Origin of the sequence: Mesorhizobium vachelliae, from assembly GCF_033977325.1 — a bacterium.
In the GTDB taxonomy this organism is placed as follows: Bacteria; Pseudomonadota; Alphaproteobacteria; order Rhizobiales; family Rhizobiaceae; genus Mesorhizobium; species Mesorhizobium vachelliae.
Window position 1 is genome coordinate 105461 of record NZ_JAVIIR010000002.1, and the last position, 26920, is coordinate 132380.

The 26920-nt window shown below is 65.4% G+C and carries 23 protein-coding genes; 11 read left to right on the forward strand and 12 right to left on the reverse strand.

Annotated features, from left to right (window positions below; genetic code table 11):
* Nucleotides 1-10: 10 nt before the first annotated feature.
* From purF to RFM41_RS04150, 4 genes are all read left to right on the forward strand, one after another.
* A complete protein-coding gene (gene purF / locus RFM41_RS04135) occupies nucleotides 11-1480 on the forward strand; it encodes an amidophosphoribosyltransferase (protein WP_320246760.1) in 1470 nt (489 codons plus the stop codon).
* 79 nt (nucleotides 1481-1559) lie between these two features.
* Nucleotides 1560-2303: an SDR family NAD(P)-dependent oxidoreductase gene (locus RFM41_RS04140; protein ID WP_320246758.1), complete on the forward strand. Its 744-nt coding sequence runs from the start codon at nucleotides 1560-1562 to the stop codon at nucleotides 2301-2303.
* A gap of 77 nt (nucleotides 2304-2380) precedes the next feature.
* Nucleotides 2381-3022, forward strand: coding sequence for a hypothetical protein (locus RFM41_RS04145; protein ID WP_320246757.1), 642 nt, complete (start codon nucleotides 2381-2383; stop codon nucleotides 3020-3022).
* Between the two features lie 136 nt (nucleotides 3023-3158).
* Nucleotides 3159-3383, forward strand: a complete 225-nt coding sequence (locus tag RFM41_RS04150) for a hypothetical protein (protein ID WP_027165524.1) — start codon at nucleotides 3159-3161, stop codon at nucleotides 3381-3383.
* A 163-nt stretch (nucleotides 3384-3546) separates the two neighbouring features.
* Here the strand turns inward: RFM41_RS04150 and RFM41_RS04155 are convergent, their stop codons facing one another.
* Nucleotides 3547-4050: an OsmC family protein gene (locus RFM41_RS04155; RefSeq protein WP_320246755.1), complete on the reverse strand. Its 504-nt coding sequence runs from the start codon at nucleotides 4048-4050 to the stop codon at nucleotides 3547-3549.
* 254 nt (nucleotides 4051-4304) lie between these two features.
* Here RFM41_RS04155 and RFM41_RS04160 point away from each other — a divergent pair, with 254 nt between their 5' ends.
* The 3 genes from RFM41_RS04160 to RFM41_RS04170 all read left to right on the forward strand — a co-directional run bounded on the left by RFM41_RS04160 (nucleotide 4305) and on the right by RFM41_RS04170 (nucleotide 7784).
* Complete coding sequence (locus RFM41_RS04160) at nucleotides 4305-5801, forward strand: S10 family peptidase (protein WP_320246753.1); 1497 nt, start codon at nucleotides 4305-4307, stop codon at nucleotides 5799-5801.
* Between the two features lie 140 nt (nucleotides 5802-5941).
* Nucleotides 5942-6835, forward strand: coding sequence for a DMT family transporter (locus RFM41_RS04165; protein WP_320246751.1), 894 nt, complete (start codon nucleotides 5942-5944; stop codon nucleotides 6833-6835).
* Nucleotides 6836-6875: 40 nt separating this feature from the next.
* The gene (locus RFM41_RS04170) at nucleotides 6876-7784 is read left to right on the forward strand and encodes a DMT family transporter (protein WP_430691505.1); all 909 of its coding nucleotides are present in this window, start codon (nucleotides 6876-6878) and stop codon (nucleotides 7782-7784) included.
* A 242-nt stretch (nucleotides 7785-8026) separates the two neighbouring features.
* Here the strand turns inward: RFM41_RS04170 and RFM41_RS04175 are convergent, their stop codons facing one another.
* Both RFM41_RS04175 and RFM41_RS04180 read right to left on the reverse strand, forming a co-directional pair.
* Nucleotides 8027-8533: an RES family NAD+ phosphorylase gene (locus tag RFM41_RS04175; protein ID WP_320246749.1), complete on the reverse strand. Its 507-nt coding sequence runs from the start codon at nucleotides 8531-8533 to the stop codon at nucleotides 8027-8029.
* Nucleotides 8530-9015, reverse strand: a complete 486-nt coding sequence (locus RFM41_RS04180; RefSeq protein ID WP_320246748.1) for an Xre family toxin-antitoxin system antitoxin — start codon at nucleotides 9013-9015, stop codon at nucleotides 8530-8532. The genes RFM41_RS04175 and RFM41_RS04180 overlap by 4 nt, the downstream gene beginning before the upstream one ends.
* Nucleotides 9016-9188: 173 nt before the next feature.
* Here RFM41_RS04180 and RFM41_RS04185 point away from each other — a divergent pair, with 173 nt between their 5' ends.
* Nucleotides 9189-11411, forward strand: a complete 2223-nt coding sequence (locus tag RFM41_RS04185; protein ID WP_320246746.1) for an AMP-binding protein — start codon at nucleotides 9189-9191, stop codon at nucleotides 11409-11411.
* A 28-nt stretch (nucleotides 11412-11439) separates the two neighbouring features.
* On the opposite strand, the gene RFM41_RS04190 is transcribed toward RFM41_RS04185, so the two are convergent.
* The 6 genes from RFM41_RS04190 to RFM41_RS04215 form a co-directional block, all read right to left on the reverse strand.
* The gene (locus RFM41_RS04190) at nucleotides 11440-12255 is read right to left on the reverse strand and encodes a CDP-alcohol phosphatidyltransferase family protein (protein WP_430691504.1); all 816 of its coding nucleotides are present in this window, start codon (nucleotides 12253-12255) and stop codon (nucleotides 11440-11442) included.
* A gap of 3 nt (nucleotides 12256-12258) precedes the next feature.
* A complete protein-coding gene (locus RFM41_RS04195) occupies nucleotides 12259-12984 on the reverse strand; it encodes a phosphatidylserine decarboxylase (RefSeq protein ID WP_320246963.1) in 726 nt (241 codons plus the stop codon).
* A gap of 188 nt (nucleotides 12985-13172) precedes the next feature.
* Nucleotides 13173-13514, reverse strand: a complete 342-nt coding sequence (locus tag RFM41_RS04200) for an antibiotic biosynthesis monooxygenase family protein (protein WP_320246745.1) — start codon at nucleotides 13512-13514, stop codon at nucleotides 13173-13175.
* A gap of 162 nt (nucleotides 13515-13676) precedes the next feature.
* Entirely contained in the window at nucleotides 13677-15560 is a 1884-nt protein-coding gene (locus RFM41_RS04205) for an ABCB family ABC transporter ATP-binding protein/permease (protein WP_320246743.1), read from the reverse strand.
* Nucleotides 15560-15889, reverse strand: a complete 330-nt coding sequence (locus RFM41_RS04210; RefSeq protein WP_320246741.1) for an ArsR/SmtB family transcription factor — start codon at nucleotides 15887-15889, stop codon at nucleotides 15560-15562. Before RFM41_RS04210 ends, RFM41_RS04205 begins: the two co-directional genes overlap by 1 nt.
* Before the next feature lie 144 nt (nucleotides 15890-16033).
* Nucleotides 16034-17578 (reverse strand): LysM peptidoglycan-binding domain-containing protein, encoded by a 1545-nt coding sequence (locus tag RFM41_RS04215; protein ID WP_320246739.1) that lies wholly within the window; start codon nucleotides 17576-17578, stop codon nucleotides 16034-16036.
* 120 nt (nucleotides 17579-17698) lie between these two features.
* Between RFM41_RS04215 and RFM41_RS04220 the strand changes: the two genes are divergently transcribed.
* Complete coding sequence (locus tag RFM41_RS04220; RefSeq protein WP_320246738.1) at nucleotides 17699-18310, forward strand: LOG family protein; 612 nt, start codon at nucleotides 17699-17701, stop codon at nucleotides 18308-18310.
* 84 nt (nucleotides 18311-18394) lie between these two features.
* On the opposite strand, the gene RFM41_RS04225 is transcribed toward RFM41_RS04220, so the two are convergent.
* Complete coding sequence (locus RFM41_RS04225) at nucleotides 18395-19279, reverse strand: LysR family transcriptional regulator (protein ID WP_320246736.1); 885 nt, start codon at nucleotides 19277-19279, stop codon at nucleotides 18395-18397.
* Nucleotides 19280-19390: 111 nt separating this feature from the next.
* Between RFM41_RS04225 and RFM41_RS04230 the strand changes: the two genes are divergently transcribed.
* Together RFM41_RS04230 and RFM41_RS04235 are read left to right on the forward strand one after the other, a co-directional pair.
* Nucleotides 19391-19681 carry a hypothetical protein gene (locus RFM41_RS04230; RefSeq protein ID WP_320246734.1) on the forward strand — a complete coding sequence of 97 codons (291 nt, stop codon included), beginning with the start codon at nucleotides 19391-19393 and terminating at the stop codon, nucleotides 19679-19681.
* Nucleotides 19682-19815: 134 nt separating this feature from the next.
* Nucleotides 19816-20586, forward strand: a complete 771-nt coding sequence (locus RFM41_RS04235; protein WP_320246733.1) for a pyrroline-5-carboxylate reductase — start codon at nucleotides 19816-19818, stop codon at nucleotides 20584-20586.
* Between the two features lies 1 nt (nucleotide 20587).
* Here the strand turns inward: RFM41_RS04235 and RFM41_RS04240 are convergent, their stop codons facing one another.
* Nucleotides 20588-23806, reverse strand: coding sequence for an efflux RND transporter permease subunit (locus tag RFM41_RS04240; protein ID WP_320246732.1), 3219 nt, complete (start codon nucleotides 23804-23806; stop codon nucleotides 20588-20590).
* Nucleotides 23803-26904, reverse strand: a complete 3102-nt coding sequence (locus tag RFM41_RS04245; protein ID WP_320246961.1) for a multidrug efflux RND transporter permease subunit — start codon at nucleotides 26902-26904, stop codon at nucleotides 23803-23805. Before RFM41_RS04245 ends, RFM41_RS04240 begins: the two co-directional genes overlap by 4 nt.
* Between the last annotated feature and the right edge of the window lie 16 nt (nucleotides 26905-26920).

The following is a 26920-nucleotide window of genomic DNA, read 5'->3' on the forward strand; positions in this document are numbered from 1 at the left end:
TGAGCACCAGATGGCAGATGCAGGCAAAGTCCTTTCCGCCGAGGCCGACGACCATTTCCACGACGAATGCGGCGTGTTCGGTATCTTCGGCCGGCAGGATGCGGCGGCCATCGTCACACTTGGCCTTCACGCCCTGCAGCATCGCGGCCAGGAAGCGGCCGGCATCGTCTCCTATGACGGCACTCAGTTCCATGTCGAACGCCATGTCGGCCTGATCGGCGACACCTTCACCAAGCAGCACGTGCTCGACCGCCTGCAGGGCAACCGCGCCATCGGCCATACGCGCTATGCCACCACCGGCGGCGCCGGCATCCGCAACATCCAGCCCTTCTTCGCCGAGCTCGCCGAAGGCGGGCTGGCGGTCGCCCATAACGGCAACCTCACCAACGCGCTCACCGTGCAGCGGACGCTGCAGAAGCAGGGCTCGATCTTTTCCTCGACCTCCGACACCGAGACGCTGCTGCACCTGGTCGCGACCAGCAAGGAGCGCGATCTGAATTCGCGCTTCATCGACGCGGTACGCCAGGTCGAGGGCGCCTTCTCGCTGGTGGCGATGACTGCAAAGAAGATGATCGGCTGCCGCGATCCGCTGGGCATCCGCCCGCTGGTGCTGGGCGATCTCGACGGCGCCTGGATCCTCGCTTCCGAGACCTGTGCGCTCGACATCATCGGCGCCCGCTTCGTGCGCGACATCAAGCCTGGCGAGATGGTGGTGGTCACCTCGAAGGGTATCGAGAGTATTTTTCCGTTCGAGCCGCAGAAGACGCGCTTCTGCATCTTCGAATATGTCTATTTCGCGCGGCCGGATTCGTCGGTCGAAGGCCGCAACGTCTATGATGTGAGGAAGCGCATCGGCGCCGAGCTCGCGCAGGAAAGCCCGGTCGAGGCCGATATCGTCGTGCCGGTGCCGGATTCCGGCACGCCGGCCGCGATCGGCTTCTCACAGGCCGCAGGCATCCCCTTCGAGCTCGGCATCATCCGCAACCACTATGTCGGTCGCACCTTCATCCAGCCGGGCGATTCGATCCGCCACATGGGCGTTAAGCTGAAGCACAACGCCAACCGCCGCATGATCGAGGGCAAGCGCGTGGTGCTGGTCGACGATTCGATCGTGCGCGGCACCACCAGCCAGAAGATCGTGCAAATGGTGCGCGACGCCGGCGCGAAGGAAGTGCATATGCGCATCGCCTCGCCGCCAACCAGCGCATCCTGCTTCTATGGCGTCGACACGCCGGAGAAGTCGAAGCTGCTTGCCTCGCGCATGTCGGTCGAGGAGATGGCGGAGTTCATCCGCGTCGATTCACTCGGCTTCCTGTCGATCGACGGGCTTTATCGCGCCGTCGGCGAGGCGCGCCGCGACAACGATCAGCCGCAATTCTGCGACGCCTGCTTCACGGGACAATACCCCACCCGCCTGCTCGACTTCGAAGGCCACGACAATGTGCGCACGCTGTCGCTGCTGGCGTCGAGCGGGTCTTAATATTTGTTTTGACGCAATTCCGGACGGAAAACCGTAAAACACTTTTCCTGGAATTGCTTTAGTTCACGGACATTCTCGCATGACCCTCGACCTTTCCGGCCGCGTGGCGGTCGTAACCGGCGCCTCGCGCGGCATCGGCTATTTTATCGCCAGGGAGCTGGCGGCGGCGGGCGCGCATGTGATCGCGGTGGCGCGCACGGTCGGTGGGCTGGAAGAACTGGACGACCAGATCAAGGCCGATGGCCGCGGACAGGCGACGCTGGTGCCGCTCGACCTGACCGACATGGCCGGAATCGACCGGCTGGGCGGCGCCATCCACGAGCGCTGGGGCAAGCTCGACATACTGGTGGCCAACGCCGGCGTGCTCGGCGTGATCTCGCCGATCGGCCATGTCGAGGCCAAGACCTTCGAGAAGGTGATGACCATCAACGTCACCTCGACCTGGCGGCTGATCCGTTCGGTCGACCCGCTGCTGAGGCTCTCCGACGCCGGCCGCGCCATCATCCTTACGTCCGGCGCGGCGCATTCGGCGCGCGCCTTCTGGGCACCCTATGCGGCTTCCAAGGCCGCTGTCGAGACGATGATGCGGTCCTGGGCACATGAGACCGAGAGCCTGCCGCTGAGGGTGAACGCCGCCGATCCGGGCGCGACCCGCACTGCGATGCGCGCCCAGGCCATGCCCGGCGAGGATCCGGAGACGCTGCCGCATCCGTCCGAGATCGCCAGGCGCATCGTGCCGCTGGCAAGTCCGGACCTGAAGGAGACGGGCCTGATCTTCAGGGCCAAGCACAACCGCTTCGTCTCCTACCGGCAGCCGGAATAAAAGAAAGCTCAGACCGGATTAAACCGGGCTCCGGCAACGTTCTTCGAATGCAAGGCATTCGAAACCGGAGGACCGACATGCGTAGACTTCTTCTCGTTGCCGCCGCCGCCATTGCCGCGGCACTTGCCGCATCTGCCGGCGTGGCCTTCTCGCAAGACAAGACCATGAGCTTCTTCGTCACCAGCGTCGGCTCCGGCAAGGGTGCCGATCTCGGCGGTCTGAAAGGCGCCGATGCCCATTGCGCGTCGCTGGCGGAAGCAGCCGGCGTCACCGGCAAGACCTGGCATGCCTATCTTTCCTCCGGCACCGAAGATGCGCGCGACCGCATCGGCAAGGGCCCGTGGTTCAACGCCAAGGGCGAGAAGATCGCCGACGACGTCGCCTCGCTGCACAGCGACGCCAACGGTATCACCAAACAGACGGCGCTGACCGAAAAGGGCGAGGTGATCAACGGCCGCGGCGACATGCCGAACCGGCACGACATGCTGACCGGCTCCAAGCCCGACGGCACGAAGATCGCCGACCAAACCTGCGGCGATTGGACAATGAGCGGGGCGGAAGGTGCCGCCATGATGGGACACCACGACCGCACGGGGCTTGACGATTCGACGGCGGCGAAGTCGTGGAATTCCTCGCATGCCTCGCGCGGCGGCTGCAGCCAGGAGGCGCTCAAGGGCACCGGCGGCGACGGCCTGTTCTACTGCTTCGCCGTCGAGTGAGCCGAAGCCTGATCGGTCCATTCACGGGTCTGTGAACGGGGCGGTGGAAGCGTGTGCGGCCGCCCTGCTTTCGCCATCCGCGGGGAGTTGCTAGGATCAATCCGACTCCGACATTTAAGCAAAGCGAGGAACTCCCATGGCTGCTACTCCCAGCGTAGCGTTGGTCTGGTATCTTGTGATCGCCGGCCCGCAAGGCGGCATGGTGGTGCTGCCTAGCACCTTCGACACCCGCGAACAGTGCACCAACGCCGTCACCGAATATCAGAAGCAGCCGACCCCGCAGGGCTGGGCCGTGCAGTGCGTCCCGAGCGCTTCGCCTTTCACCGATGAAGGGGATGCCGAGACGCCGTCGGCGCAGTAGCGCCAGTTAATCTCCCCCCTTGAGGGGGAGATGGCCGCGAAGCGGTCAGAGGGGGGCGTTGCGCGTGAAGCGCCGACTCCTTCCGCCGACAAACGACGCTGGCGCCCTACGTGAGACGACCCCCTCTGTCGCCTTCGGCGACATCTCCCCCTCGAGGGGGAGATTAGCTGGCGCTCACCGTCAACGCGGGCTTGTTGTTGATCGTCTGGAACACCACGCAATAGCGCTCGGTGAGCTTCATGAGCGAATCGATCCGCTCCTGCGGCTCGTCGGTATCGAGGTCGAATTTCAGCCTTATCTCGCGGAAGCCGACCGGGGCGTCGCGGGCGACGCCAAGCGTGCCGCGAAAATCGAGGTCGCCCTCGGCCTCGACGGTGGCGTTGCCGAGCTTGAACTCCAGCGCCGTCGCCACCGCTTTCAACGTCACGCCGGCGCAAGCGACCAGCGCCTCCAGCAGCATGTCGCCCGAGCACAGCTCAAGGCCCGAGCCCCCGGTGGCGGGATGAAGCCCGGCAACCGCAAGCGCCCTGCCCGTCTCCACCTTGCAGGCGATCGACTGGTCGTCGAGCGTTCCGCGGGCTCTCAGCGTGATCAGCGCCTTGGCGGCGTCGTCGCGGTAGGCGTCCTTCAGCGGAGCCTGCATGGCCTTGAGTGCGGTCGCGTCCATAGCTCGAGATTCCTTTCGGTGGTGTTGGGGGATTGATAGCACATAATTCCAGCTTGGGTTCCTCGCCCCCATGAAATGAGGGAAAGGTGGCTCGGCGAAGGAGAGGGAGCGCCCTACGAAGGTCCCCTCTCCGTCCGCTTCGCGGGCACCTCTCCCCCACCTTTGGCGGGGCGAGGAACCCAAGTCTTGAGACGGCCCCTTTGACTTCCCTCGCCCCGACCATATTTTGCGGATGCCATCCAAGCGGAGCCTTCATGCGATCCAAGCTCGTCCCCCTTATCTTCCTGGCGCTCGCCGCCTTCGCGCAGCCGGTCCTTGCCGAAACGCCCGAGCGTCCCGTCCCCCAAGGCGGCGTGCTGTCGCTGCTGCCGCCGCCGCAGGTGACCGAGCATTCGATCACGCTTGGCGGGCACAAGCTGGATTACCAGGCCAAGGCCGGCACGCTGTCGCTGCTTTCGGCCAAGGGCGAGGTCACGGCCGAGATCTTCTATGTCGCCTACACCCAGCAGTCGCCGGCGCCGGCGAAGGATCGGCCTATCACCTTCGTCTTCAACGGCGGACCGGGCGCGGCATCGGCCTATCTGCATATCGGCGCCATCGGACCGCGCATCGTCGAGACCGCCGCCGACGGCGAATTCCGGCGGCCGCCACAAAAGCTCATCGACAATCCCGACAGCTGGCTCGACATGAGCGATCTCGTCTTCGTCGATCCCGTCGGCACGGGTTACAGCCGCGAAGCGCCGGGGCACGAGCCGAAGGAATTCTGGAGCGTCGACGCCGACGCCAGCTCGGTCGGCGCCTTCATCCGGCTCTATCTGGCCCAGAACGGCCGCGCCGGATCGCCGCTGTTCCTCGCCGGCGAGAGCTATGGTGGCTTTCGCGCCGCGCTGCTTGCCCGCACGCTGCAGGAGGATGTGGGCCTCTCGCCCAGCGGCGTCGTGCTGATCTCGCCGGCGCTGGAGTTCATGCTGGTGCGGCCCGACCAGTTCGACCAATTGCACTGGGCGCTGGAATTGCCTTCGCTGGCGGCGACGCGGCTCAAGGCCGATGGCGTCAGCGGCGACGCGCTGCGCGACCGGCTGGCCGAAGTCGAGCATTATGCGCTCGGCGATTACCTGACGGCGCTGAACAGCGGACTGGAGCAAGGCGGCAAGCAGGCAAGCGGACGCGTGTCGGAGATCACCGGCCTGCCGCTCGAGCTTGTCCAACGCAATTTCGCCCGCATCCCCACCGGGCTTTTCGCCAAGGAATTCCAGCGCGCTACAGGCAAGGTGCTGAGCCCCTATGACGCCACCATCGGCACCGCCGACATCGCGCCGCAAAGCGCGCATGACGCCGGACCCGATCCGGTGCTCGACCGCAGCGTGCCGGTGCTGACCTCCGCCTTCGTCGCCTACGCCCGCGACGAGCTCAACTACCACACCGACGTCAGCTACCGGCTGCTCAATGGCGAGATCAGCCGCAGCTGGGATTACGGCACCTCGGGCCAGGGCTATGCCGGCGTGATGAACGACCTGCAGCGGGCACGCTCGCTCAACCCCGCCCTCGGTGTCGTCATCGTCAACGGCTATACCGACCTCGTCACGCCCTATCTCGCCTCGCGCTACCTGGTGAACCAGGTTCCTTCGCTATCAGACGCCAAGCCGATCCGCCTCGACGTCGTCGAGGGCGGTCATATGATGTATCTGCGGCCAGACGGGCGACGCGCGCTGAAGGATGCGGCATCGGAGCTTTATCAGGCGACGCAGTAGCCCCCAACCGGTCCCCCGCAAAAGACCTGCGCCAACGCAAGCGCCGCGCTGGAGCAGCGCCGTGCAAGCTTTCGCCCGTATAGCTGGAGCAACGGTCCCGACTGGGGCGGAACCGCCTCACGCAAGCACGCTGAAACCGCATGGCCGAAGTCGTCGTCCTCGAAAGCCGCGAAAGGGTGCTGGCCGGCATCCTGTTCACGGCCGCCGCCTATTTCCTGTTTTCGGCGCAGGATGCCTCGATCAAGCTTCTGGTCGTCGGCATGACGGTCTGGCAGATCATGTTCGTCCGCTCGATCACCGTGCTCCTCGCCTGCGCCGCGATCGGCGGCAAGCGACTGCTTGCCGACACGATCGATTCGCCGATCGTCAAGCCGATGCTGGTGCGCAGCGCCTTCACGCTGGCCGCCTGGCTTTGCTACTATAACGCCGCACGCTCGCTGCAGCTCGCCGAGCTCACCACCATCTATTACGCCGCGCCGATCATCGTCACCGTGCTGTCTGTGCTGATCCTGGGCGAGACGGTGCCGCTCTTACGCTGGCTGGCGGTGCTCATCGGTTTCGTCGGCGTCTTCATCGCCTGCGATCCGACGCGCCTCGGCCTCTCCGCGCCGGTGCTCCTGGTGCTGGCGGCTGCCGTGCTTTGGGGCATCGCCGTGGTGCTGTTGCGCAAGACGGCGCTGCAGGAGCGCACCCTGATCCAGCTCGTGCTCAACAATTTCTATTTCCTGCTCTTCTCGGCCGTGCCGGCGCTGCTCTGGTGGCGCATGCCCGATTGGCGGCAGCTTCTTTTGCTTGCCAGCGTCGGGGCACTCGGCGGGGTGGCGCAATATGTGCTGTTCGAAGGCATGAAGCGCGCGCCGGTGTCGATCATCGCGCCGTTCGAATACACCTCGCTGGTCTGGGCCTTCGCGCTGGGCTACGCCATCTGGGGCGACGTGCCGCGCACGGAAGTGTTCATGGGCGCGGCGCTGATCGTCGGCGCCGGCCTGCTCATCGTCGGCAATGAGCATTTCCGCAGGCGGGAGCAGACCTGATGACAGAAGGCTGTCAGGAGCGACCGGGTAGGCTGGCGCCATGACCGACACGCTCGACATGCCGGAAAAGCTTGCAGCCGACGTGGCGGCCGAGCGCACGCTCGGCATCATCCTGGTGTCGGCATCGGCCATCGCCTTCGCGCTCACCGGCGTGCTGACCAAGTCGATCCACGCTGATCCGCTGACCATCACCTGCTGGCGCGGTTTTTTCGGCTCGATCCTGATCACGCTCTATGTGCTGTGGCGCCGGCGCCGCTCGGGCGGGCGCGAGAGCCTGAGACTGGGCTGGCGCGGCTGGCTGCTGGCGGTCGAGGGTGCTGCCGCCAGCATCGCCTTCATCTCGGCCTTCAAATTCACCTATGTCGCCAATGTCGCGGTGATCTACGCGACCTCGCCCTTCATCGCCGCACTTCTTGCTTTCCTTCTGGTGCGGGAAAAATTCCGGCTGCAGACGATGGTCGCGGCCGCCGTATCGCTTTGCGGCGTCGCCATCATGGTGGGCGCCGGCCTCGGCAGCGGCCATCTTTTCGGCGACGGGCTGGCGCTGCTGATGACCGCCGGCAGCGCGCTCTACATGATCATGGTGCGCGCCTTCCGCGACTCGCCGGTCGTCTGGGCGGGCGCCGTCTCGGCTTTCCTGCTTTTCGTGCTCGGCTGGTTCGTCACCGACCCGCTGGCCGTTTCAGCCCGCGACGTGGCGCTGCTTGCCACATTCGGCTGCTCCTTCGCGCTGGCCTCGATCCTGTGGACGGAGGGTTCCCGGCTCATTCCGTCCGCCGAAGCCGGCCTGCTCGGCTCGGCTGAAGTGCCCTTCGCTATCCTGTTTGCCCTGCTGTTCCTCGACGAAATCCCGCCGCTGGCCAGCATCATCGGCGGCGCCATCGTGCTTTGCGCGGTCTTTGCCCATGCCGGGCGCGACTGGATGAAGGCGAAATCGGCGCGTTCCTAAAGCGCGTCGCGCTGAACGGATTCAAGCGACCCGCTTTTAGGTCTTTGTTTCATGCATGTCGCTTCCCCAAAAACCGCCGCGCACTTTTGGGCGACATGCATTAAATTATTTTCGCGGTCACGGAACCATCATCCGACTCAGGCATTGTTGGATCGACGGGTCACCCCCCAAGTCCCCCCAAACCCCTCGACCCGTCCGACTAGAAGCCGACCCGCAAAAAGGTCGGCTTTTTCTTTGGAAGGCTACCTCGAGGGAGGATGAAGCCTCGTATCGAGCGCGAAATCCTCCTGGAGGCGCAGCTTGTAAAGCCCGGCTGCCCTGACGGGGTCGAGCACCAGGTTCCAGCTATGCTGCGATACCGTGCTTGGAATGAGAAACAAGGGATGCTCCGCCAGCAGACTGTCGCCAAACTGCTGTTGTCCCGCGCTGGGAATGCCGGGGCGCAGCCAGTTTGCATTTGGAACGTCGCCCGTTTGCACGACATAAATCTTGGACGGATCGATGATGTCGAATGCCGTTAGCGCGTGAGGAACGGTATCGAGCGTGCGGAATCCCTTGTGGACCGCCACCTCGAGAATGGCGGTCGAGGGGTCGATGGACGCGTATACGGCCCTGACGCCTTTGCTGTTCCATCTTCCCCCGAGTTTGAAGGCTCCCTCGCCGCTGTCCCAATTTGTCTCAAAACGTTTGTGGTCAAGCCTCCAGCCGAGGACTTCTCCCGCCCCAAGAGAACCCGGCAAAGGCGTCACGCGTAGACACCGTAGTCGAGCCGCTCCAGAAACTCCTGTACAAGGATAGTGCCCGCCGCCGTGGCCAAGAGATCGATCGGCCGGCGGTTTTCCAGGCCCATAGCGGGCTCAATCATCCATTTTTCCGCCGCTTCCTGAGTCCCAAGAACGGACGTGGCCTTGGTGAGAACCCTGGCGAAATTCCAGGTCCTGGAGCCTTGCTCCCGATTAAGGGTCCTGGAGTGATCCGATTTGTGCCGCTGAAATGTCCGCTCGCTCATGCCGAAAGCCGCCTCGAAGGCATCTGCATCAATGACGGTCAGCTGCCCGACAAGGCTTTCCAAGGCCTGGCTTGGAATTCCATGCAGGATCATTTCATGGGCATCAAGCGGACTGGATATGGAAGACCCAAGGACCTTCGGCCCGCCAAACAGGTCAACCAGCCGTTCGAACTCCGGCTCTATGTGGGGTGCCTCTGCAAACCCCGTTGGAAAACTGGCCATGCTTACTTCTCCGTCACGTGTCACATTATTTACGACACGTGACGCGGCTTTTCAAGTAGGCTGGAACCGAAGCGCTGCATCACCCCACATTGACCTTGCCCCGACTTCCGCTACCCTCTGCCACCAAAGCGGCCGCTCAAGAGCCGCAGCGGAGGAGACTGGGAGAGAGCGGCATGATCCTGACCCTGGCGCTGCTGGCGGGCCTCGTCCTTGCCTGGCTGCTGATCGCGGTGATCGAACGGTTCCGGCTCGACCTGCGCTTCACCCAGGCGCTGCTTTATGTGCCGTTCAAGCTCGCTTACCGCATCGCCGATAACCGTATCCGCATTGCCCGCAGCGCCAAGACGCCGGTGATCTATGTGGTCTCGCACCAGTCGCGCATCGAGCCGGCGCTGATGCTGTCGCTGCTGCCCGATGACACGCTGCACATCCTGGACGAGGCCTCGGCGCGCTCGCCATGGCTCGAGCCATGGCGCGAGCTTGCGCGCACCATCGCCTTCAACGCCGAGCATGTCTTCGTCAGCCGCCGGCTGGTGCGCGTGCTCAAGGGCAAGGGGCGGCTCGCCGTCTATCTGCCGGATAATGTCGAGCCGGACGTCAAATCCTTCCGGCTGTTTCGCGCCATCACCCGGATCGCGATGCAGGCCGATGCCCGCATCGTGCCGATCTTCGTTGCCGGCACACGCGACCTGCCGGTGTCGCTGACGCCGGAGGACAAGGCGCCGCGCCACTGGTTTCCACGCCTGTCGCTGAGCCTGCTGGAGCCGATGACCATCGCCGAGCTGATGGCGCGCAACCCCGACATGGCCTCCAACACCAACGCGCTGTTCGACCGTTTCGCGGAGGCGCGGCTCTACGGCACCAATCTCGACCGCGGGCTCTTCCTTGCCATGCGCGACGCCGCCGATCGCATCGGCCCTTCGCGCCCGATCATCGAGGACGTGATCTCGGGTTCGCTCAGCTACCGCAAGCTGTTCATCGGCGCGCGCGTGCTTGGCCGCCATTTCGAGGCGGTGTCGGCGCCCGGCGAGGCGGTCGGCGTGCTGTTGCCCAACGCCAATGGCGTGGTGCTCACCTTCGTCGGCCTGATCTCGGCGGCCAGGGTCGCCGCGATGATCAACTACACCGCCGGCCCGGCGAGCGTGACCGCGGCAATCCGCACCGCCGTCATCAGGACGGTCGTTTCGTCCCGCGCCTTCATCGAAAAGGCCGCCATCGACGACGTTGTTGCCGCAGTCGAGGCGGGCGGCGCGAAGATGCTTTGGCTGGAGGATGTACGCGCCAGCGTGACGACTCTGGACAAGGTCGCCGCCGCGCTTCTGTGGGGTTTCCCGCTGCAGCGGCAGCAAGCCTCGAGGCCAGCCGTCATCCTGTTCACCTCCGGCTCGGAAGGCACGCCGAAGGCGGTGGTGCTGTCCAACCGCAACCTGCTTGCCAATGTCATGCAGGCCGAGGCGCGCGTCTCCGTCTCGCCTGCGGACATCCTGCTCAACGTGCTGCCGGTGTTCCATTCCTTCGGGCTGACCGGCGGCACCATCCTGCCGTTGGTGCTGGGGATAAAGCTGTTCCTCTATCCCTCCCCGCTGCACTACAAGATCATCCCCGAGATCGCCCGCAAAGTGAAGCCGACCGTGATGTTCGGCACCGACACGTTCCTCGCCAACTATGCGCGCACCGCCAAGGATGGCGACTTCTCCAGCCTGCGCTTCGTGGTGGCCGGCGCCGAAGCCGTGAAGCCGGAGACGCGGCGCACCTATCGCGACCGTTTCCAGGCCTCGATCGTCGAAGGTTTCGGGCTGACCGAGGCCGCGCCCGTCGTGGCGGTCAACACCGCCATCCACGGCCGCGACGGCACGGTCGGTCGGCCGCTGCCGGCCATCCGCATGAAGCTGGAGCCGGTCGAGGGCATCGCCGAGGGCGGCCGGCTATGGCTCGAAGGGCCGAACATGATGATGGGCTACATGACCGCCGACAGGCCGGGCGAATTGCAGCCGCTGGAAGGCTGGCACGACACCGGCGACATCGTCTCGATCGACCGCGAGGGCTTCATCACCATCCGCGGCCGGGCAAAGCGCTTTGCCAAGATCGCCGGCGAGATGGTGTCGCTGGGGGCCGTCGAGATGCTGGTGCAGTCGCTATGGCCGGAAGAGCGCCACGCGGCGGTGGCGGTGCCGGACAAGAGGCGGGGCGAGCGCATCGTGCTGGTCACCACCGCGGGCGATGCCAACCCGGAGGAACTTCGTCAGTTTGGCAAGAAGGCCGGCGCAGCGGAATTGATGGTGCCCAATGACATCATCAAGGTCGAAGAAATCCCGGTGCTGGGCTCGGGCAAGACGGACTACATCTCGGCCCGCAAGCTGGCGATCGACCGGTTGGGGTTGAGCGCGGCGGCTTAATCTCCCACCTTGAGGGAGAGAGTACCCGTTACCCGATATCCGACGGCGGCACCTTCTCGCCTTCGCGCATGGCCCGTTTCGAATAGGCGCGCACCGAGAACGGCAGGAAGAGCAGATAGCCGGCGACCGAAGCTGTCAGCGTGTACCAGGGATAGGTCATCAGCAGGAGGATATAGAGCACCACGCCAAGGATGACCGGCAGCACCCTGTCGCCCGGCACCTTGACGCTCTTGCCCGAATAGACCGGCAGGCGGCTGACCAAAAGGAAGGCGATGAGCACGGTGAAGCCCGTGGCGACGAAGGCTGCCGGCCGGGTGGGCTCCAGCCCCAGCCGCAGGAAATAGAGATAGAGCGGCAGCATCACCAGCACGGCGCCGGCCGGCGCCGGCACGCCGACGAAATATTCGGTCTGCCATGCGGGCTGGTCGTGGTCTTCGGCGAGCACGTTGAAACGGGCGAGCCGCATGCCACAGGCGATGGTGAACAGAAGCGCGGCGATCCAGCCCGGCGAGCCGGCGCGATCGAGCAGGAAGGCGTAGAGCACCAGGGCCGGCGCCACGCCGAAATTGACGATGTCGGCCAGCGAATCCATCTGCGCGCCGAATTTCGAAGTGGCCTTCAGCATGCGCGCCAGCCGCCCGTCGATGCCGTCGAGGAAGGCGGCGAGCAGCACCATGACCACCGCGATCTCGAAGCGGTTCTCGAAGGCGAAGCGGATGCCCGAAAGGCCGGCGCAGATGGCGAGCACCGTGACCAGATTGGGCAACACCATGCGCATCGGGATCTCGCGGATGCGCGGACCGCCGCTGGCATGGGCCTCGAATTTCTTGAACGGCGCGCCCAACGGTTAGGAAATCCTGACCAAGGGCGTGACCGCCGTGCCGCCGAATTCGGCAAGCACGGTCTCGCCGCCGACCGCCGTCTGGCCGACCGCAACGCGCGGCACGGCGCCCGACGGCAGGAAGACGTCGACACGCGAGCCGAAGCGGATCAGGCCGAAACGCTCGCCGATGGCGATCGAGCCGCCGGCCTCGGCCCAGCAGACGATGCGGCGCGCCACCAGGCCGGCGATCTGGACGGCGGCGATCGTGCCGTTCGGACTGTCGATGACCAGGCCGTTGCGTTCGTTCTCCGCGCTTGCCTTGTCGAGCTCGGCATTGAGGAATTTGCCCGGCTTGTGCTCGATGCGGGTGATCCTGCCCCGCACCGGAGCGCGGTTGATGTGGCAGGAAAACACGTTCATGAACACCGAGATGCGGGTCATCTCGCCCGAGCCCAGGCCAAGCTCGCTCGGCGGCACGGCCGGACCGACCGCGGAAATCACGCCATCGGCCGGGCTCACCACCAGCCGGTCGTCGACCGGCGTGACGCGCTCGGGATCGCGGTAGAAATAGACGCACCATGCGGTGAGGATCAGCCCGATCCAGAACAGGATCGAGGAGAAATAGCCGAGAAACAGCGTCGCCGCGGCGAAGGCCGCGATGAAGGGATAGCCTTCGCGATGGATCGGGACGAACGTATTCTTGACCGAGTCGAGAAGCGTCATAGGGCTTGGGGGCGATCCCTGTTTCAGGTTGCGCCTCAATAGCGGAAAGCCCCCCTCCCCGCAACGCAACAATATACCCCCGTGATCCCGATCACTGCTGACGCCGGCGGGACAGCGCCCCCCTCTGTCCTGCCGGACATCTCCCCCACTTGGGGGGAGATTGGGCTGTCACGTCCGCTTTCGCCAATCGTCAGCCTCGGCGGAATATCTGCGCCTTACACCTCCGGCACGCGCTGGTAGTTGGCGATGTCGGCTTTGACGCCGAGGCGCGCGATGGTTTCCTGGGCGCTGAAGGCGATGCGCTCATGCGCTGCCTTCACGATCGGCACCACCTTGTCGACAGCCGCCTGGCTTTCCCACTCGACCACGGTGACGATGTTGAACTCGCCCGGGCCTGAAAACTGTTCGAGCAGGAAGTCCTGCACGAAGCCTTCCTGTTGGCGCAGCAGCTCGTGCGTCATCCTGGCCTTGCTGAGGATTTCGTCGCGCGCTTGTGCCGGCACGACGAATTTGTCGACGCGGAACACGCTGCCGGTGCGGTGGTTTGTCTGGCTCATTTCGATCTGTCTCCATTTGGAAAGGTTGCCCGACAGGTGGCTCGGAGACGGTTTGCAAGCTCAAGATAGGTTGAGGTCAAGGGGGATTTTCGACTACCAAGGGGGTGCGGCGCCGATGCTGCTGATCTCCCCCCTTGTGGGGGAGATTAACGCTCGATCGCCTCAGCTCACCTCCGCCGTCCTTCTCCTCACGACCACCCCGAGCTCGTCGCTCTCGCGCGCGATGCGCAGGCGCTCTTCGGCTTCGGTCGCTTCGCGCTGGCGGTCCCACATCGAGGCGTAGAGGCCGTGCTTGGCGAGCAGCGCCGTATGGGTGCCGCGTTCGGCGATCTGGCCGTCCTTGAGCACAATGATCTCGTCGGCCGAGATCACCGTCGACAGGCGGTGGGCAATCACGATGGTGGTGCGGCCCTTGCTGACGAGGTCGAGGGCGGCCTGGATCTCCTGCTCGGTCTGGGTATCCAGCGCCGAGGTCGCCTCGTCCAGCATCAGGATCGGCGGGGCCTTGAGGATGGTGCGGGCGATCGCCACGCGCTGCTTCTCGCCTCCCGACAGTTTCAGCCCGCGCTCGCCGACCATCGCGCGATAGCCTTCGGGCAGCTTGTCGATGAACGGGCCGATCTGGGCGAGCTCGGCCGCCTTGCGCACCTCCTCCTCGCTGGCGCCGACGCGGCCATAGCGGATGTTGTAGGCGATGGTGTCGTTGAAGAGCACGGTGTCCTGCGGCACCATGCCGAGCACGGCGCGCAGGCTTTCCTGTGTGACGTCGCGAATGTCCTGGCCGTCGATCAGCACCTGGCCGCCCTGCACGTCGTAGAAGCGGAACAGGAGCCTGGAAATGGTCGACTTGCCGGCGCCGGAGGGGCCGACGATCGCCACCGTCCTGCCGGCCGGCACCTCGAAGGAGACGCCTTTCAGGATCTTGCGGTTCGGATCATAGGAGAAGTGCACGTCGCGGAACTCGACCTTGCCGGGGCCGACCTTCAGCGGCTTGGCGTCCGGCTTGTCGACGATCTCCTGCGGCACGTCGAGCAGGTCGAACATGTGCTCGATGTCGGTCAGCCCTTGCCGGATTTCGCGGTAGATGAAGCCGATGAAGTTGAGCGGCACCGAAAGCTGGATCAGCATGGCGTTGATGAAGACGAAGTCGCCTACGCTCTGGGTGCCAGCCTGTACTTCCAGCGCCGACATGCACATGACGACGACGGTTCCCAGGCCGAAGATGAGGCCTTGGCCGAAGTTCAGCCAGCCGAGCGAGGTCCAGGTCTTGGTCGCGGCGATCTCGTAGCGCGCCATCGAGCGGTCGAAGCGCTCGGCCTCCATGCGCTCATTGGTGAAGTATTTGACGGTCTCGAAATTGAGCAGCGAGTCGATCGCCTTGGTGTTGGCGTCGGTATCGCTGTCGTTCATGTCGCGGCGGATCGAGATGCGCCAGTCGCTGGCCTTCACCGTGAACCAGACATAGAGCCAGACCGTTACGGCGACCACCGCGACGTATTTCCAGCCATAGGTGAAGGCGAAGATGCCGGCCGTCAGCGCGAATTCGAGGATGGTCGGCGCCGTGTTCAGCATGATGAAGCGCACGATCGTCTCGATGCCCTTGGTGCCGCGCTCGATGATGCGCGACAGGCCGCCGGTGCGCCGCTCGAGGTGGAAGCGCAGCGACAACTGATGCATGTGAACGAAGGTGCGGAAGGCGAGCTGGCGCACCGCATATTGGCCGACACGGGCAAACAGCGCGTCGCGCAGCTGGTTGAAGCCGAGCTGTACCAGCCTCAGCACGTTATAGGCGACGACCAGCATCACCGGCGCAAGCATGAAGGCGGGCAGCGGCGGCGGCGTCTTGGCGGCGTGGGCCAGCGCATCCGTTGCCCATTTGAAGAAATACGGTCCGGCGACCAAGGTGACCTTGGCGACCACGAGAAGCAGCGTCGCCCAGGTGACGCGGGCTCTGAGATCGGCGCGCTCGGCCGGCCACATATAGGGCCAGAGGTTGCGCAGGGTCGTGAGGGTGCCGGCTTCGGCGGATACGGTCTTTTCGGCCACTAGTCTTGCCTTTTGGGTGGGGGGCAGCAGGAGTTGACGAGTTGGGTGAGCGAGGCCGACACACTGGCCAGCGCGGCGCGGTCAACCGCATAGCGCGAGCGCTGCCGATCGGCCTCGAAGCGGACCAGCCCCGCCTCGACCAGCACCTTCAGATGTTGCGAGACGGTCGACTGGGCGAGGTCGAGATGATCGACCACCTCACGGCAGGAGCAGCAGCGGCTGGCCGAAAGGCGCTTCAGGATCTCGATGCGCGCCGGATGCGAGAGCGCCGCCAGGCGGAGCGCCATGGCATGGCTGTCGCTGCAGCGGATTTCGGGGGATTCGGTCATCGTCCATCGGCGATAGACGATGGACGATGAGAGGGCAAGCTAGGCGGATGGGTAGAATGAGATGCTGGCGAGACAGCCACCCCCTCTGCCCTGCCGGACAGAGGGGGTGTGACGGAACGCGACGATGGCGACTACACTGCCGCTCTACTGCGTCTTCGTCGGAGTGGTCATCTGCTCGCCCATCGCCTTCATGTCGGCATCCTCGCCTTCCTTCGACTTGGACGGCACCTTGAAGACCTGGCCCGGCCAGATGCGGTCGGGATCGCGGATCTGGTCCTTGTTGGCGAGATAGATGGTCGAGAAGCGGGTGCCGTGACCGTAGACCCGGCGCGAGATGCGCCAGAGCGTGTCGTTGCGGCGGATGATGACGGCGCTGTCGGCATGTTCGAGCTTCGGCGCGACGGTTTCGGGCACGTCGGTGGAAGGCGTCGCCTCGGCAACCTTGGCGGGCGCCCCGGCAGCCGGGGCCGCAGACGTCTCAGCGGCCGGCTGCGTGGCGTCGGCGGTCTTGGTCTCCGCCGGCTTGGCCTCGCCGGTCTTTTTTTCATTCGGTGCAACGGCGGCGATCGACTCGCCAGGCTCGCGCTCGAACGGCACGGCGGCGCGGGCGACGACCTTGACGCCGTCATCGTCCAGCCCATCGACATGGATGGTGTAGCTGCCGACCGGAATGTCGCGCGTCGCCTCGATCAGGAAATGCCCGTCAGGCGAGGTTTTTGCATCGCCGAGCAGGATGGCATCGGCATAGGCGCGCACCTTGCGACCGGGGTCGGCCGTGCCGGCGACGAAGATCTTGCCGCCGTCGATCTCGACCGCTTCGACGGCGATCTTGGGCTCCGCCGCAGCAGCCGCAGCCGGCGCGGTCGCCTGGTCCGTGGCGGCCGGGGCGGTCGCAGCCGGCGCCGTGTTGGATGCAGCCTGCGCGGTCGTGGCTGGGGCCTGGGTCGCAGGCGCTGCCGCCTGATCGCTAGCGGCCGGCGCCGCCGGCTTGCTCTCGGCCTGCGGCACGGTGATCAACTGCGAGGCCTTGCCGGGCTCCTCGACCATGGCCAGAACCTGGCCCGTCGGGCTCTGCGGCACCGAGACGACGGCGGTCTGCGCCGAGGCGACGGCCGTGCCGCCAACCGTCTGACGCAGCGTGATCGTATAATCGCCGGGCTTCAGCGGGTTGTCGAGCACGATGGCGAAGGCGCCGTCAGGCCCGGAATCGGTCGAGCCGAGCACGGTGCCGCCACTCAGGATCTCGATCTTGGCATTGGGCGCGGCGCTGCCGGCGACGACGATCGAGCCATTGCCCTCGACGCGCACGACATCGAAGGTCGGCAGTGTCGGCCCTGCCGCAGCGGCGGGCGCCTGAGCGGGCGTTGTGGCGGCCGGAGCCGTCGCGCTGTTGGCCGGCGCCATGGCGTTGTTGGCCGGCGCCATCTTATTGGCGGGTGCCATGGTGTTGGCAGGCGCCATCGTGTTGGCCGGAGCCATTGTGTTCGCCGGAGCCTGGGGCACGCGCGCCTCTGTGCTCGTGGTCGAAGATTCAGCTGGTTTCGCATCACCCTGCGGCAGCGCCGCAACCTGCGCCGGCTTCCGGTCGTTGATGTAAGGATCGAGCGCGCCCGACCCGTAGGCGACCGCCGCGACGGCGACGACGCCGCCCGCCGCGAACAAAAACGCCTTAGAAGGATTGATAGCCATAATTCCGTGTTGCCCCCTTAGCCACCTAACGCCCGGTCTAGCGTGTTTTCTCCATGCTCACAAGAAAAAGCCCGTCGACGGGCTTGACCGCGCCAACTGTCCCCATCACCAATCATCGCCATGAACACGATTCGATCCGTCTGCGTCTATTGCGGCTCGTCTCCAGGCCGCGACGAGGCCTATATCAAGGCCGGCCACACATTCGGCCGCTCGCTTGCCAAATCCGGGTTGCGTTTGATCTATGGCGGCGGCACCAAGGGCATCATGGGCGCCGTCGCCGATGGCGCGCTCAAGGCCGGCGGCAAGGTCACCGGCATCATCCCGCGCTTCCTGATCAACAAGGAAGCGACCGAAACTGCGCTCGACAAGCTCGATGAACTTTTGATCACCGACAACATGCACGAACGCAAGCACAGCATGTTCGAAAAATCCGACGCCTTTGTGGCGCTGCCCGGCGGCATCGGCACGGTGGAGGAAATCGTCGAGATCATGACCTGGGCGCAGCTCGGCCATCACCGCAAGCCGATCGTCTTCGCCAACGTCAAGGGTTTCTGGGACCCGATGCTGGCGCTGATCGAGCATATGTCGGAGGAGGGCTTCATCCACACCGCGCACCGGGTCAAGCCGCTGGTGGTCAACGACCCGGAAGCGATCGTCGCCGCCATCATGGTGGCCGGCTCGTCGGTCGACGCACCGACCGAAGGGGTGCAGTCGGTGATCGACAAGATGTGAATTCAGGGGAGTAAGGCAATAGGGGAGTAAGGGAGTATGTTCGAGTGCCGCGAATGACGCGCGGGAAGCGCGTCGCCTACTCCCCTACTCCCCTACTGCCCTTCTCAAATCCCCGACCACCGCCCGCCGGTCATTCCGCCGCCAGGCGAGATGGATCGACACGCTGCGCTTGAACCAGGGCAGGTCGCGGAAGACCACGCCCGGGGGTGCAGCGCTTCGCAGGCTTTCCTGGACCGTGGCAAGGCCGAGGCCGGCGCTGACCAGGCCAAGCGAGGTCAAGGGATCGGCCGTCTCATAGGCGATGTCGGGCATGAAGCCGGATTCGGCGCAAGCCGCCAGAAACTGCGCGCGGTTGGTGTCGCCGGGCTGGCGCACGACGGTGATCCAGACGCGGCCGTCGAGCTGGCCGGGCGCGATGTCGGCGACATCGGCGAGCGGGTCGCCCTCAGGCATTGCGAGCACCAATGGCTCGCGCCGCACCAGCATGCTTTCAAGATCGGGGTCGCCCTCCGGCGCCGGCGCATAGACGAAACCGAGATCGAGCACGCGCTGCCGCAGATCCTCGAACTGCGCGGCCGTGCGGTGGCTGCGCAATTGCAGATGGAAATCCGGCCGGGCCCGGCGGAAATCCCGCAGCATCGCGGCGACCAGTCCGGAATGCACCGCGCCCTCGACATAACCGATGGTGAGGCTGCCGGCAGCGCCGCTGGCAAGGTTGCGGCCGAGCTCTTCCAGCCGCGCCGCATTGGCAAGTAAGGCGCGGGCTTCGGCAAGGAAAGCCCGGCCCTCGGCGTTGAGGTGGACGCGCTGCTTCGCCCGCTCGAACAGGGCGACGCCCAGTTGCTGCTCGAGCTGGATGATCTGCCGGCTCAAGGGCGACTGCGAGATGTGCAACTGCTCGGAGGCGCGGCCGACATTGCCGGCCTCGGCGACAGCGACGAAATATCTGATCTGGCGCAGGTCGAGCATTCTTTCGCCTCCAAGTCCTAAAAGGTCTGAACTTTAGCCTAATCAGTCTTGGACAGTCTGACCAGCGGGCGCGATATCTCCCCCGTCAAACCAGCCACGTAGGAGACCGCCATGCAGTTCTTTGCCCTGCTCACCCGCAACACCGAAAAGTTCAGCGACGCCGATTTCGCGCCGCTGCTCCCGCCTGAATCCGAACAGCGCAAGACGCTCTATGCGCAAGGCGCCGTGCGCCAGATCTGGAACCGCGGCGACGTTCCCGGCACGGGCATAATGTTCGAAGCGATCGACGGGAAGGAAGTGCGCGGACATCTCGCCACGCTGCCGCTGATCGAGGCCGGCATGATGGACATCGCGGCGATCGTGCCGCTCAACCCCTACCCCGGTTTCGGACCGAAGCGCTGAGCAGGCTTCAGGCGAGGCTGTCGCCTGTGCGGCAGCCTCATCGCCTCGGGTCGCCGTCGGCCCCACTCGCCCCTTGCCCGAGAAGAAGCCGTCGCTATTGTCGGCTGCAATCCGAACAAGGGGCGAAAACTTCCATGAAACTTGGCTTTGTCGGCACGGGCGCGCTGAGCTCGGCCATCGTCACCGGGCTGAAATCGCTGCCGGGCGAGACGACGCCGGTGGTGATCTCGCCGCGCAACGAGGAGATCGCCGCGGAACTTGCCGCGCGCTATCCGGACGTGCGCATTGCCGCCGACAACCAGGCCGTGCTCGACCAGTGCGACACGGTCATGCTGGCGGTGCGGCCACAGATCGCGCACGAGGTGCTGAGGGAACTGCGATTCCGCAAGGACCATCACGTCGTCAGCCTGATAGCCACGATATCGCGCGAGGAGATCGCCGGCCTCGTGGCGCTGGCGGCGCAGGTCGGCAAGGCCCTGCCCATGCTGATGATCGCCCGCCTGCAGGGCGCGACGATCATCTGCCCGCCCGACCCGATCGTGGCGGTGTTCTTCGGCAGGCTTGGCGGGGTGATCGAGGTCGAGGATCAGAACGAGTTCGACGCACTCAGCGTCGTCACCGCGACCTACGCCAGTTATTTCAGATATCTCGATACCATCGATGACTGGGTGCGCGGCCAGGGCGTGGCCGACGAAAAGAGCCGCGCGTATATCACCAGCATCTACAAGGCGCTGGCCAATGCGCCCGACACCGCGCCGGACGAAGATTTCATGCATCTTTCGCAGAACTATGCGACGCGCGGCGGCATCAATGAACAGATGCTGCGCGAACTGACCGAGCGCGGCACGTTCGAGGCTGTCACCGACAGCCTTCGCCGCGTGCACAGGCGGATTACCGGCCAATAGCTCACTCAGCCGGCGCAACCCGCAACGACGGTCGGCGGGCGCTCAGCCGGTCCAGATAGAGATAGACGACCGGCGTGGTGTAGAGCGTCAGCAACTGCGAGACGATGAGGCCGCCGACGATCGCCGCGCCGAGCGGTTGGCGGAGTTCGGCGCCGGTTCCGGTTTCGATCGCCAGCGGCAGCGCGCCAAGCAGCGCCGCGAAGGTCGTCATCATGATCGGACGGAAGCGTTGGACGCTGGCCTTGTGGATGGCCGCGCGGGCCGAGAGCCCTTCTTGTCGCTCGGCCTGCAAGGCCATGTCGATCATCATGATGGCGTTCTTCTTGACGATGCCGATCAACAGGATGATGCCGATCAGCGAGATCACGTCGAATTCCATGCCGGTGACGATGAGCGCGAGCAGCGCGCCGATGCCCGCCGAGGGTAGCGTCGACAGGATGGTGATCGGGTGGACGTAGCTTTCATAGAGCACGCCGAGCACGACATAGATGGTGGCAAGTGCCGCGGCGATCAGAAGCAGTTCGTTGAGCAGGTTGGTGCGGTAGGCGAGCGCGGTGCCGGCCAGGGAGCCGTGGATCGTGACCGGCATCTTCAACTCGGCCATGGCGCGGTCGATCGCGGACGAAGCGTCGCCGAGCGTCGCGCCGTCGGCAAGGTTGAACGAGATCGTCGTGGCGACGAAATGGCCCTGGTGGTTGACCGAGAGCGGCATGGTCGCCGGGCCATAGGTGCTGAAGGCGGCCAAAGGCACCATCTTCTCGGCCGAGGTGCTGACCGCCGCGCCGCTGGAGGCGCTGCCATGGCCGGTGACGGCAATGGCGTTGGTGGCCTGGTTCCGCAGCGAGCCCGTCAGGCTGCCGGCCAAGGCGTTGGTTGCCTGCGTGCCGCTGGCCGTGGCGCCGGAGGTGCTGACATAGATGCCGTTCAACGCGCTTGGGTCCTGCAAATAGCGTGGCGCCACCTCCATGACGACATGGTACTGGTTGCGGGCGTTGAAGATGGTCGACACCTGGCGCTGACCGAACGCGTCATAGAGCGTGGCGTCGATGCTGGCGGGCGTCAGGCCGAGGCGTGCCGCACTCTCGCGGTCGACCGTGATGTTGGTCTCGAGCCCGGCCTCGTCGCGGTCGGAATTGACGTCGGTTAGCTCGGGCGCCCGCTTGAGGAGATCGACCAGCTTCGGCGTCCATTCGTCGAGATCGGCGGTCGTGTCGGCCTGCAGCGTGTATTGATAGGTCGCCAGGCTCTGGCGGCCGCCGACCCTGATCTCCTGGCGCGGATTGAGGAAGAGCTGCGCGCCGGGCAGTTGCCCGAGCTGCGCGCGCAGGCGCGTCAGCACCTCTTGCAGCGGCGCCCGCTCGCCCTTCGGCTTCAGGGCGACCTGGACGAAGCCGGAATTGGTCTGACGGCCGCCGATAAAGCCGACGACGTTCTCGACCGCCGGGTCGCTCTTCAGGATCTGCTCCAGTTGCTCGAATTTCTGCCGCATCAGCTGGAAGGAGATGGCCTGGTCGGCGCGCAGTCCGCCCATCAGCTCGCCGGTGTCCTGCTGTGGGAAGAAGCCCTTCGGCACCACCGTGTAGAGATAGACGTTGAAGACGATGGCCGCGAAAAGCACCACCAGCATGATTTCCGAATTGTCGAGCGACCAGGCGAGCGAACGTCCATAGCCGGCGCGGACGCGCTCGAAGACACCCTCGCCGAAGCGGGCAAGGAACGAGCGCCGTGTCGATGCACTCGCGCCCGGGCGCAGGAAATGCGCGCACATCATCGGCGTCACGGTCAGCGACAGCACCAGCGAAATGGCGATCGACAGCGACAAGGTCAGGGCGAATTCCTGGAACAGCCGGCCGAGTATGCCGCCCATCAACAGGATCGGCAGGAACACAGCCACCAGCGAGGCGCTCATCGACAGCACGGTGAAGCCGACTTCCCTGGCGCCGACGAGTGCCGCCTTGCCGCGCGGCATGCCCTCCTCGATGTGGCGCGTGATGTTTTCCAAGACCACGATGGCATCGTCGACGACGAAGCCGGTGGCGATGGTGAGCGCCATCAGCGACAGATTGTCGAGCGTGAAGCCGAGCAGGTACATCGCCCCGAACGTGCCGAGGATTGAGACGACCAGCGCCACGCTCGGGATCAATGCCGCGCGCCAGTCGCGCAGGAAACAGAACACGACCAGGATGACCAGCAGCACCGCCAGCAGCAGTGTCAGCTCGGTATCGTGCAGCGAACCGCGGATGGTGGTCGAGCCATCGGTCGCAATGCTCAAACGCGCATCGGCCGGCACGGAGGCCTGCAGCGTCGGCAACAGCGCACGCACGCGGTCGACGGTGTCGATGATGTTGGCGTTAGGCTCGCGGTAGAGCACCAAGAGCACCGCCGGCTCGCCATTGGCGAGGCCGAGATTGCGCACGTCCTCGACGGAATCCTCGACATCGGCGATGTCGCGCAGCCTGACCGCCGCGTTGTTGCGCCAGGCAATCACCAGATCGCGAAAATCGGCGGCGTGGCTCGCCTGGTCGTTGGTGTAGAGCTGGTAGCGCTGCGCGCCGTCCTCCTCGAAGCCTTTCGGGCTGCGCGCATTGGCCGACGCAAGGGCCGCGCGCACGTCCTCCAGGCCAATGCCGTAATGGAACAGCGCGCCGGGATTGAGCTCGACCCTTACGGCCGGCAGCGACGAGCCGCCGAGATCGACATTGCCGATGCCCTCGACCTGCGACAGGCGCTGCTGCAGCACCGTCGCGGCCGCATCGTAGAGCTGGCCGGGGGTCAAGGTGCGCGAGGTCAGCGCCAGGATCATCACCGGCGAGTCAGCGGGATTGTATTTGCGATAGGTCGGGTTGCTGCGCAGGTCCGACGGCAGATCGGCGCGGGCGGCATTGATCGCCGCCTGGACGTCACGCGCCGCGCCGTTGATGTCGCGGTCGAGGTCGAATTGCAGCACGACATTGGTCGAGCCGGTGCCCGAGCGCGAGGTCATCTCGGAGACGCCGGCGATCTGGCCGAGATGGCGCTCCAGCGGAGCGGCGACATCGGTCGCCATCGTGTCCGGGCTGGCGCCCGCCATCGAGGCCTGCACCGAGATGGTGGGGAAATCGACCTTGGGCAGCGGCGCCACGGGCAGGTTGAAGTATGCGATCAGGCCGGCGGCGGCCAGGCCGATCGCGAGCAGCGTGGTGGCGACCGGCCGCGCGATGAACGGCGCAGAGAGGTTCACGGCGATGACCCGCCGGCGGAGGCTTCGGCAACGCCGGAGCCGCGCCGCGTCAGCCGGTCGAAGGCAAGGTAGATGACCGGCGTGGTGAAGAGCGTCAGCACCTGGCTGACGATCAGCCCGCCGACAATGGTGATGCCGAGCGGCTGATGCAACTCGGAGCCGGCAAGGCCGCCGACGAGAAGCGGCAGCGCGCCGAACAGCGCGGCAAAAGTCGTCATCAGGATCGGGCGGAGCCTGAGCAGGCACGCCTCGTAGATCGCCTCGCGCGGATCGAGCCCCTGGAGCCGCTCGGCCTGCAGCGCGAAGTCGATCATCATGATGGCGTTCTTCTTGACGATGCCGACGAGCAGCACGATGCCGATGATGCCGATGACATCGAGGTCATGGCCGGCGAGCATCAGCGCGACCAGCGCGCCGACGGTGGCCGAGGGCAGCGTCGACAGGATGGTCAGCGGGTGGATGAAGCTCTCATAGAGCACGCCCAGCACGACATAGACGGTGGCGACAGCCGCCAGCACCAGCAGCAGTTCGTTGGACAGCGAGCTCTGCAGCGCAAGGGCGGCGCCCTGGAAGCCGGTCGTCAGGCCGGCGGGCGGCTGCATGTTCCGCTCCGCGGCGGTGATCGCCGCCGTGGCGTCGCCGAGCGAGACGCCTGGAGCAAGGTTGAAAGAGATGGTCGCGGCCGGGAACTGCGCCAGATGGTTCACCAGCAACGGCGCCTGGCGGACATTGATGCTGGCGATCGCCGACAGCGGCACCTGGCCCGAGCCCGAGGACGGCAGATAGATCGAGCCGAGCGAGGCCGGCGTCTGGCCGACAGACGGATCGGCCTCGAGGATGACGCGGTATTCGTTCGACTGGGTGAAGATGGTCGAGATGATGCGCTGGCCGAAGGCATCGTAGAGCGCATTGTCGACCGTTGCCGGCGTGATGCCGAAGCGCGCGGCGGTAGCGCGGTCGATGGTGACGTCGACGGCGAGCCCGGTCTGCTGGCTGTCGCTCGCGACATCGGCAAGCTCCGGCAGCGCCGACAGCCTGTCGGTGAGCTTGGTCGTCCATGCCGCCAGCTCGACCGGATCGGAATCCTGCAGCACATACTGGTATTGCGAAGCGCTGATCGTGGAATCGACCGTCAGGTCCTGCACCGGCTGCATATGCAGCGCTATTCCCGTGACTTGCGCCGTCTCCTGCGTCAGCCGCCTGATGATAGCGCTGGCGTCGGCTTGGCGCTCGTCGCGCGGCTTCAGGTTGATCAGCATGTGGCCGCTGTTGGCGGTCATGTTCTGGCCGTCGACACCGATGAAAGACGACAGGCTGGCGACGTCCGGGTCCTTCAGGATCGCGTCGGCCAGCGCCTGCTGGTGCGCCGCCATGTCGGCATAGGAGGCCGAGCCCGCCGCTTCGGTGATCGCCGAGATGGCGCCGGTGTCCTGCACCGGGAAGAAGCCCTTCGGGATGACGTCGTAGAGATAGATGGTGAGCGCAAGAGTCGCGACCGCCACCAGCAATGTCAGCGCCTGGCGGTCGAGCACCCAGCGCAGCGCGGCCGCGTAACTATTGGCGATCGCATCGAAGGCGCCCTCGCTCCAGCGCGCCAGCGCGCCTGGCTTGCGCTCGGCCGGCGGCTTCAGGAGCCTGGCGCACATCATCGGCACCAGGGTCAGCGAGACGATGGCCGAGATGACGATGGCAATGGCCAGAGTGATGGCGAATTCGTGGAACAGGCGGCCGACCACGTCGCCCATGAACAGAAGCGGGATCAGCACCGCGATCAGCGAGACGGTGAGCGAGATGATGGTGAAGCCGATCTGGGCCGAGCCTTCGAGCGCGGCTGTCACCGGGTCGTCGCCATGCTCGATGAAGCGCGAGATGTTCTCGATCATGACGATGGCGTCGTCGATGACGAAGCCGGAAGCGATGGTCAGCGCCATCAGCGACAGATTGTCGAGGCTGAAGCCCCACAGATACATGACCGCGAACGTGCCGACCAGGGACAGCGGCACCGACAGGCTGGGGATGATCGTCGCCGGAATGTTTCGCAGGAATAGGAAGGTGACGAGCACGACCAGGAGCGCGGCCATCGCCAGTTCGAACTCGACGTCGTTGACTGAGGCGCGAATGGTGGTGGTACGGTCCGTCAGCGGCTCGACGGTGAGCGCCGCCGGCAGGCCAGCGCGCAGTTGCGGCAGCAGCGCCTTCACCCCGTCGACGACACGAATGACATTGGCGCCCGGTTGGCGCTGGATGTTGAGGATGATCGCGGGGGCGCGGTTTTCCCAGGCGCCCAGCCTGGAGTTCTCGGGCCCTTCGATGATGTCGGCCACCTCGCCCAGCCGCACCGGCGCGCCGTTGCGATAAGCGATGACCATATCGGCATAGGTCTTGGGATCGGCGACCTGGTCGTTGGCGTTGATGGTGTAGGAGCGCGCCGGCCCGTCGAAGCTGCCTTTCGGTGTGTTGACGTTGAGCGTGCCGATCGTGGTGCGCAGATCGTCGATGTTGAGGCCCATGGCGGCGAGCGCCTTGAGCTTGACCTGCACGCGCACGGCCGGCCGCTCGCCGCCGGAGATGTTGACCAGGCCGACGCCAGGAAGCTGCGAGATCTTCTGCGCCAACCGGGTCTCGGCATAGTTCTCGACCTGCGTCAGCGGCAGCGTCTTGGAGGTGATCGCCAGCGTCAGGATCGGCGCGTCGGCCGGGTTGACCTTGGCGTAGATCGGCGGCGCCGGCAGGTCGGCGGGCAGAAGGTTGCCCGACGCATTGATCGCTGCCTGCACCTCCTGCTCGGCGATGTCGAGGCTGATGTCGAGGCTGAAGCGCAGCGTGATGACGGAGGCGCCGGCGGAGGAGCCCGACGACATCTGCTCCAGCCCCGGCATCTGGCCAAACTGGCGCTCGAGCGGCGCGGTCACCGAGGTGGTCATCACCTCGGGGCTGGCGCCGGGATAAAAGGTCTGAACCTGGATCGTCGGATAATCGACCTCAGGCAGGGCCGAGAGCGGCAGGAACAGATAGGCGATCATGCCGACGATCAGGATGGTGGCCATGATCAGCGTGGTCGCCACCGGCCGCAGGATGAACGGCCGAGACGGGTTCAGCCAGCCGGCAACGAGA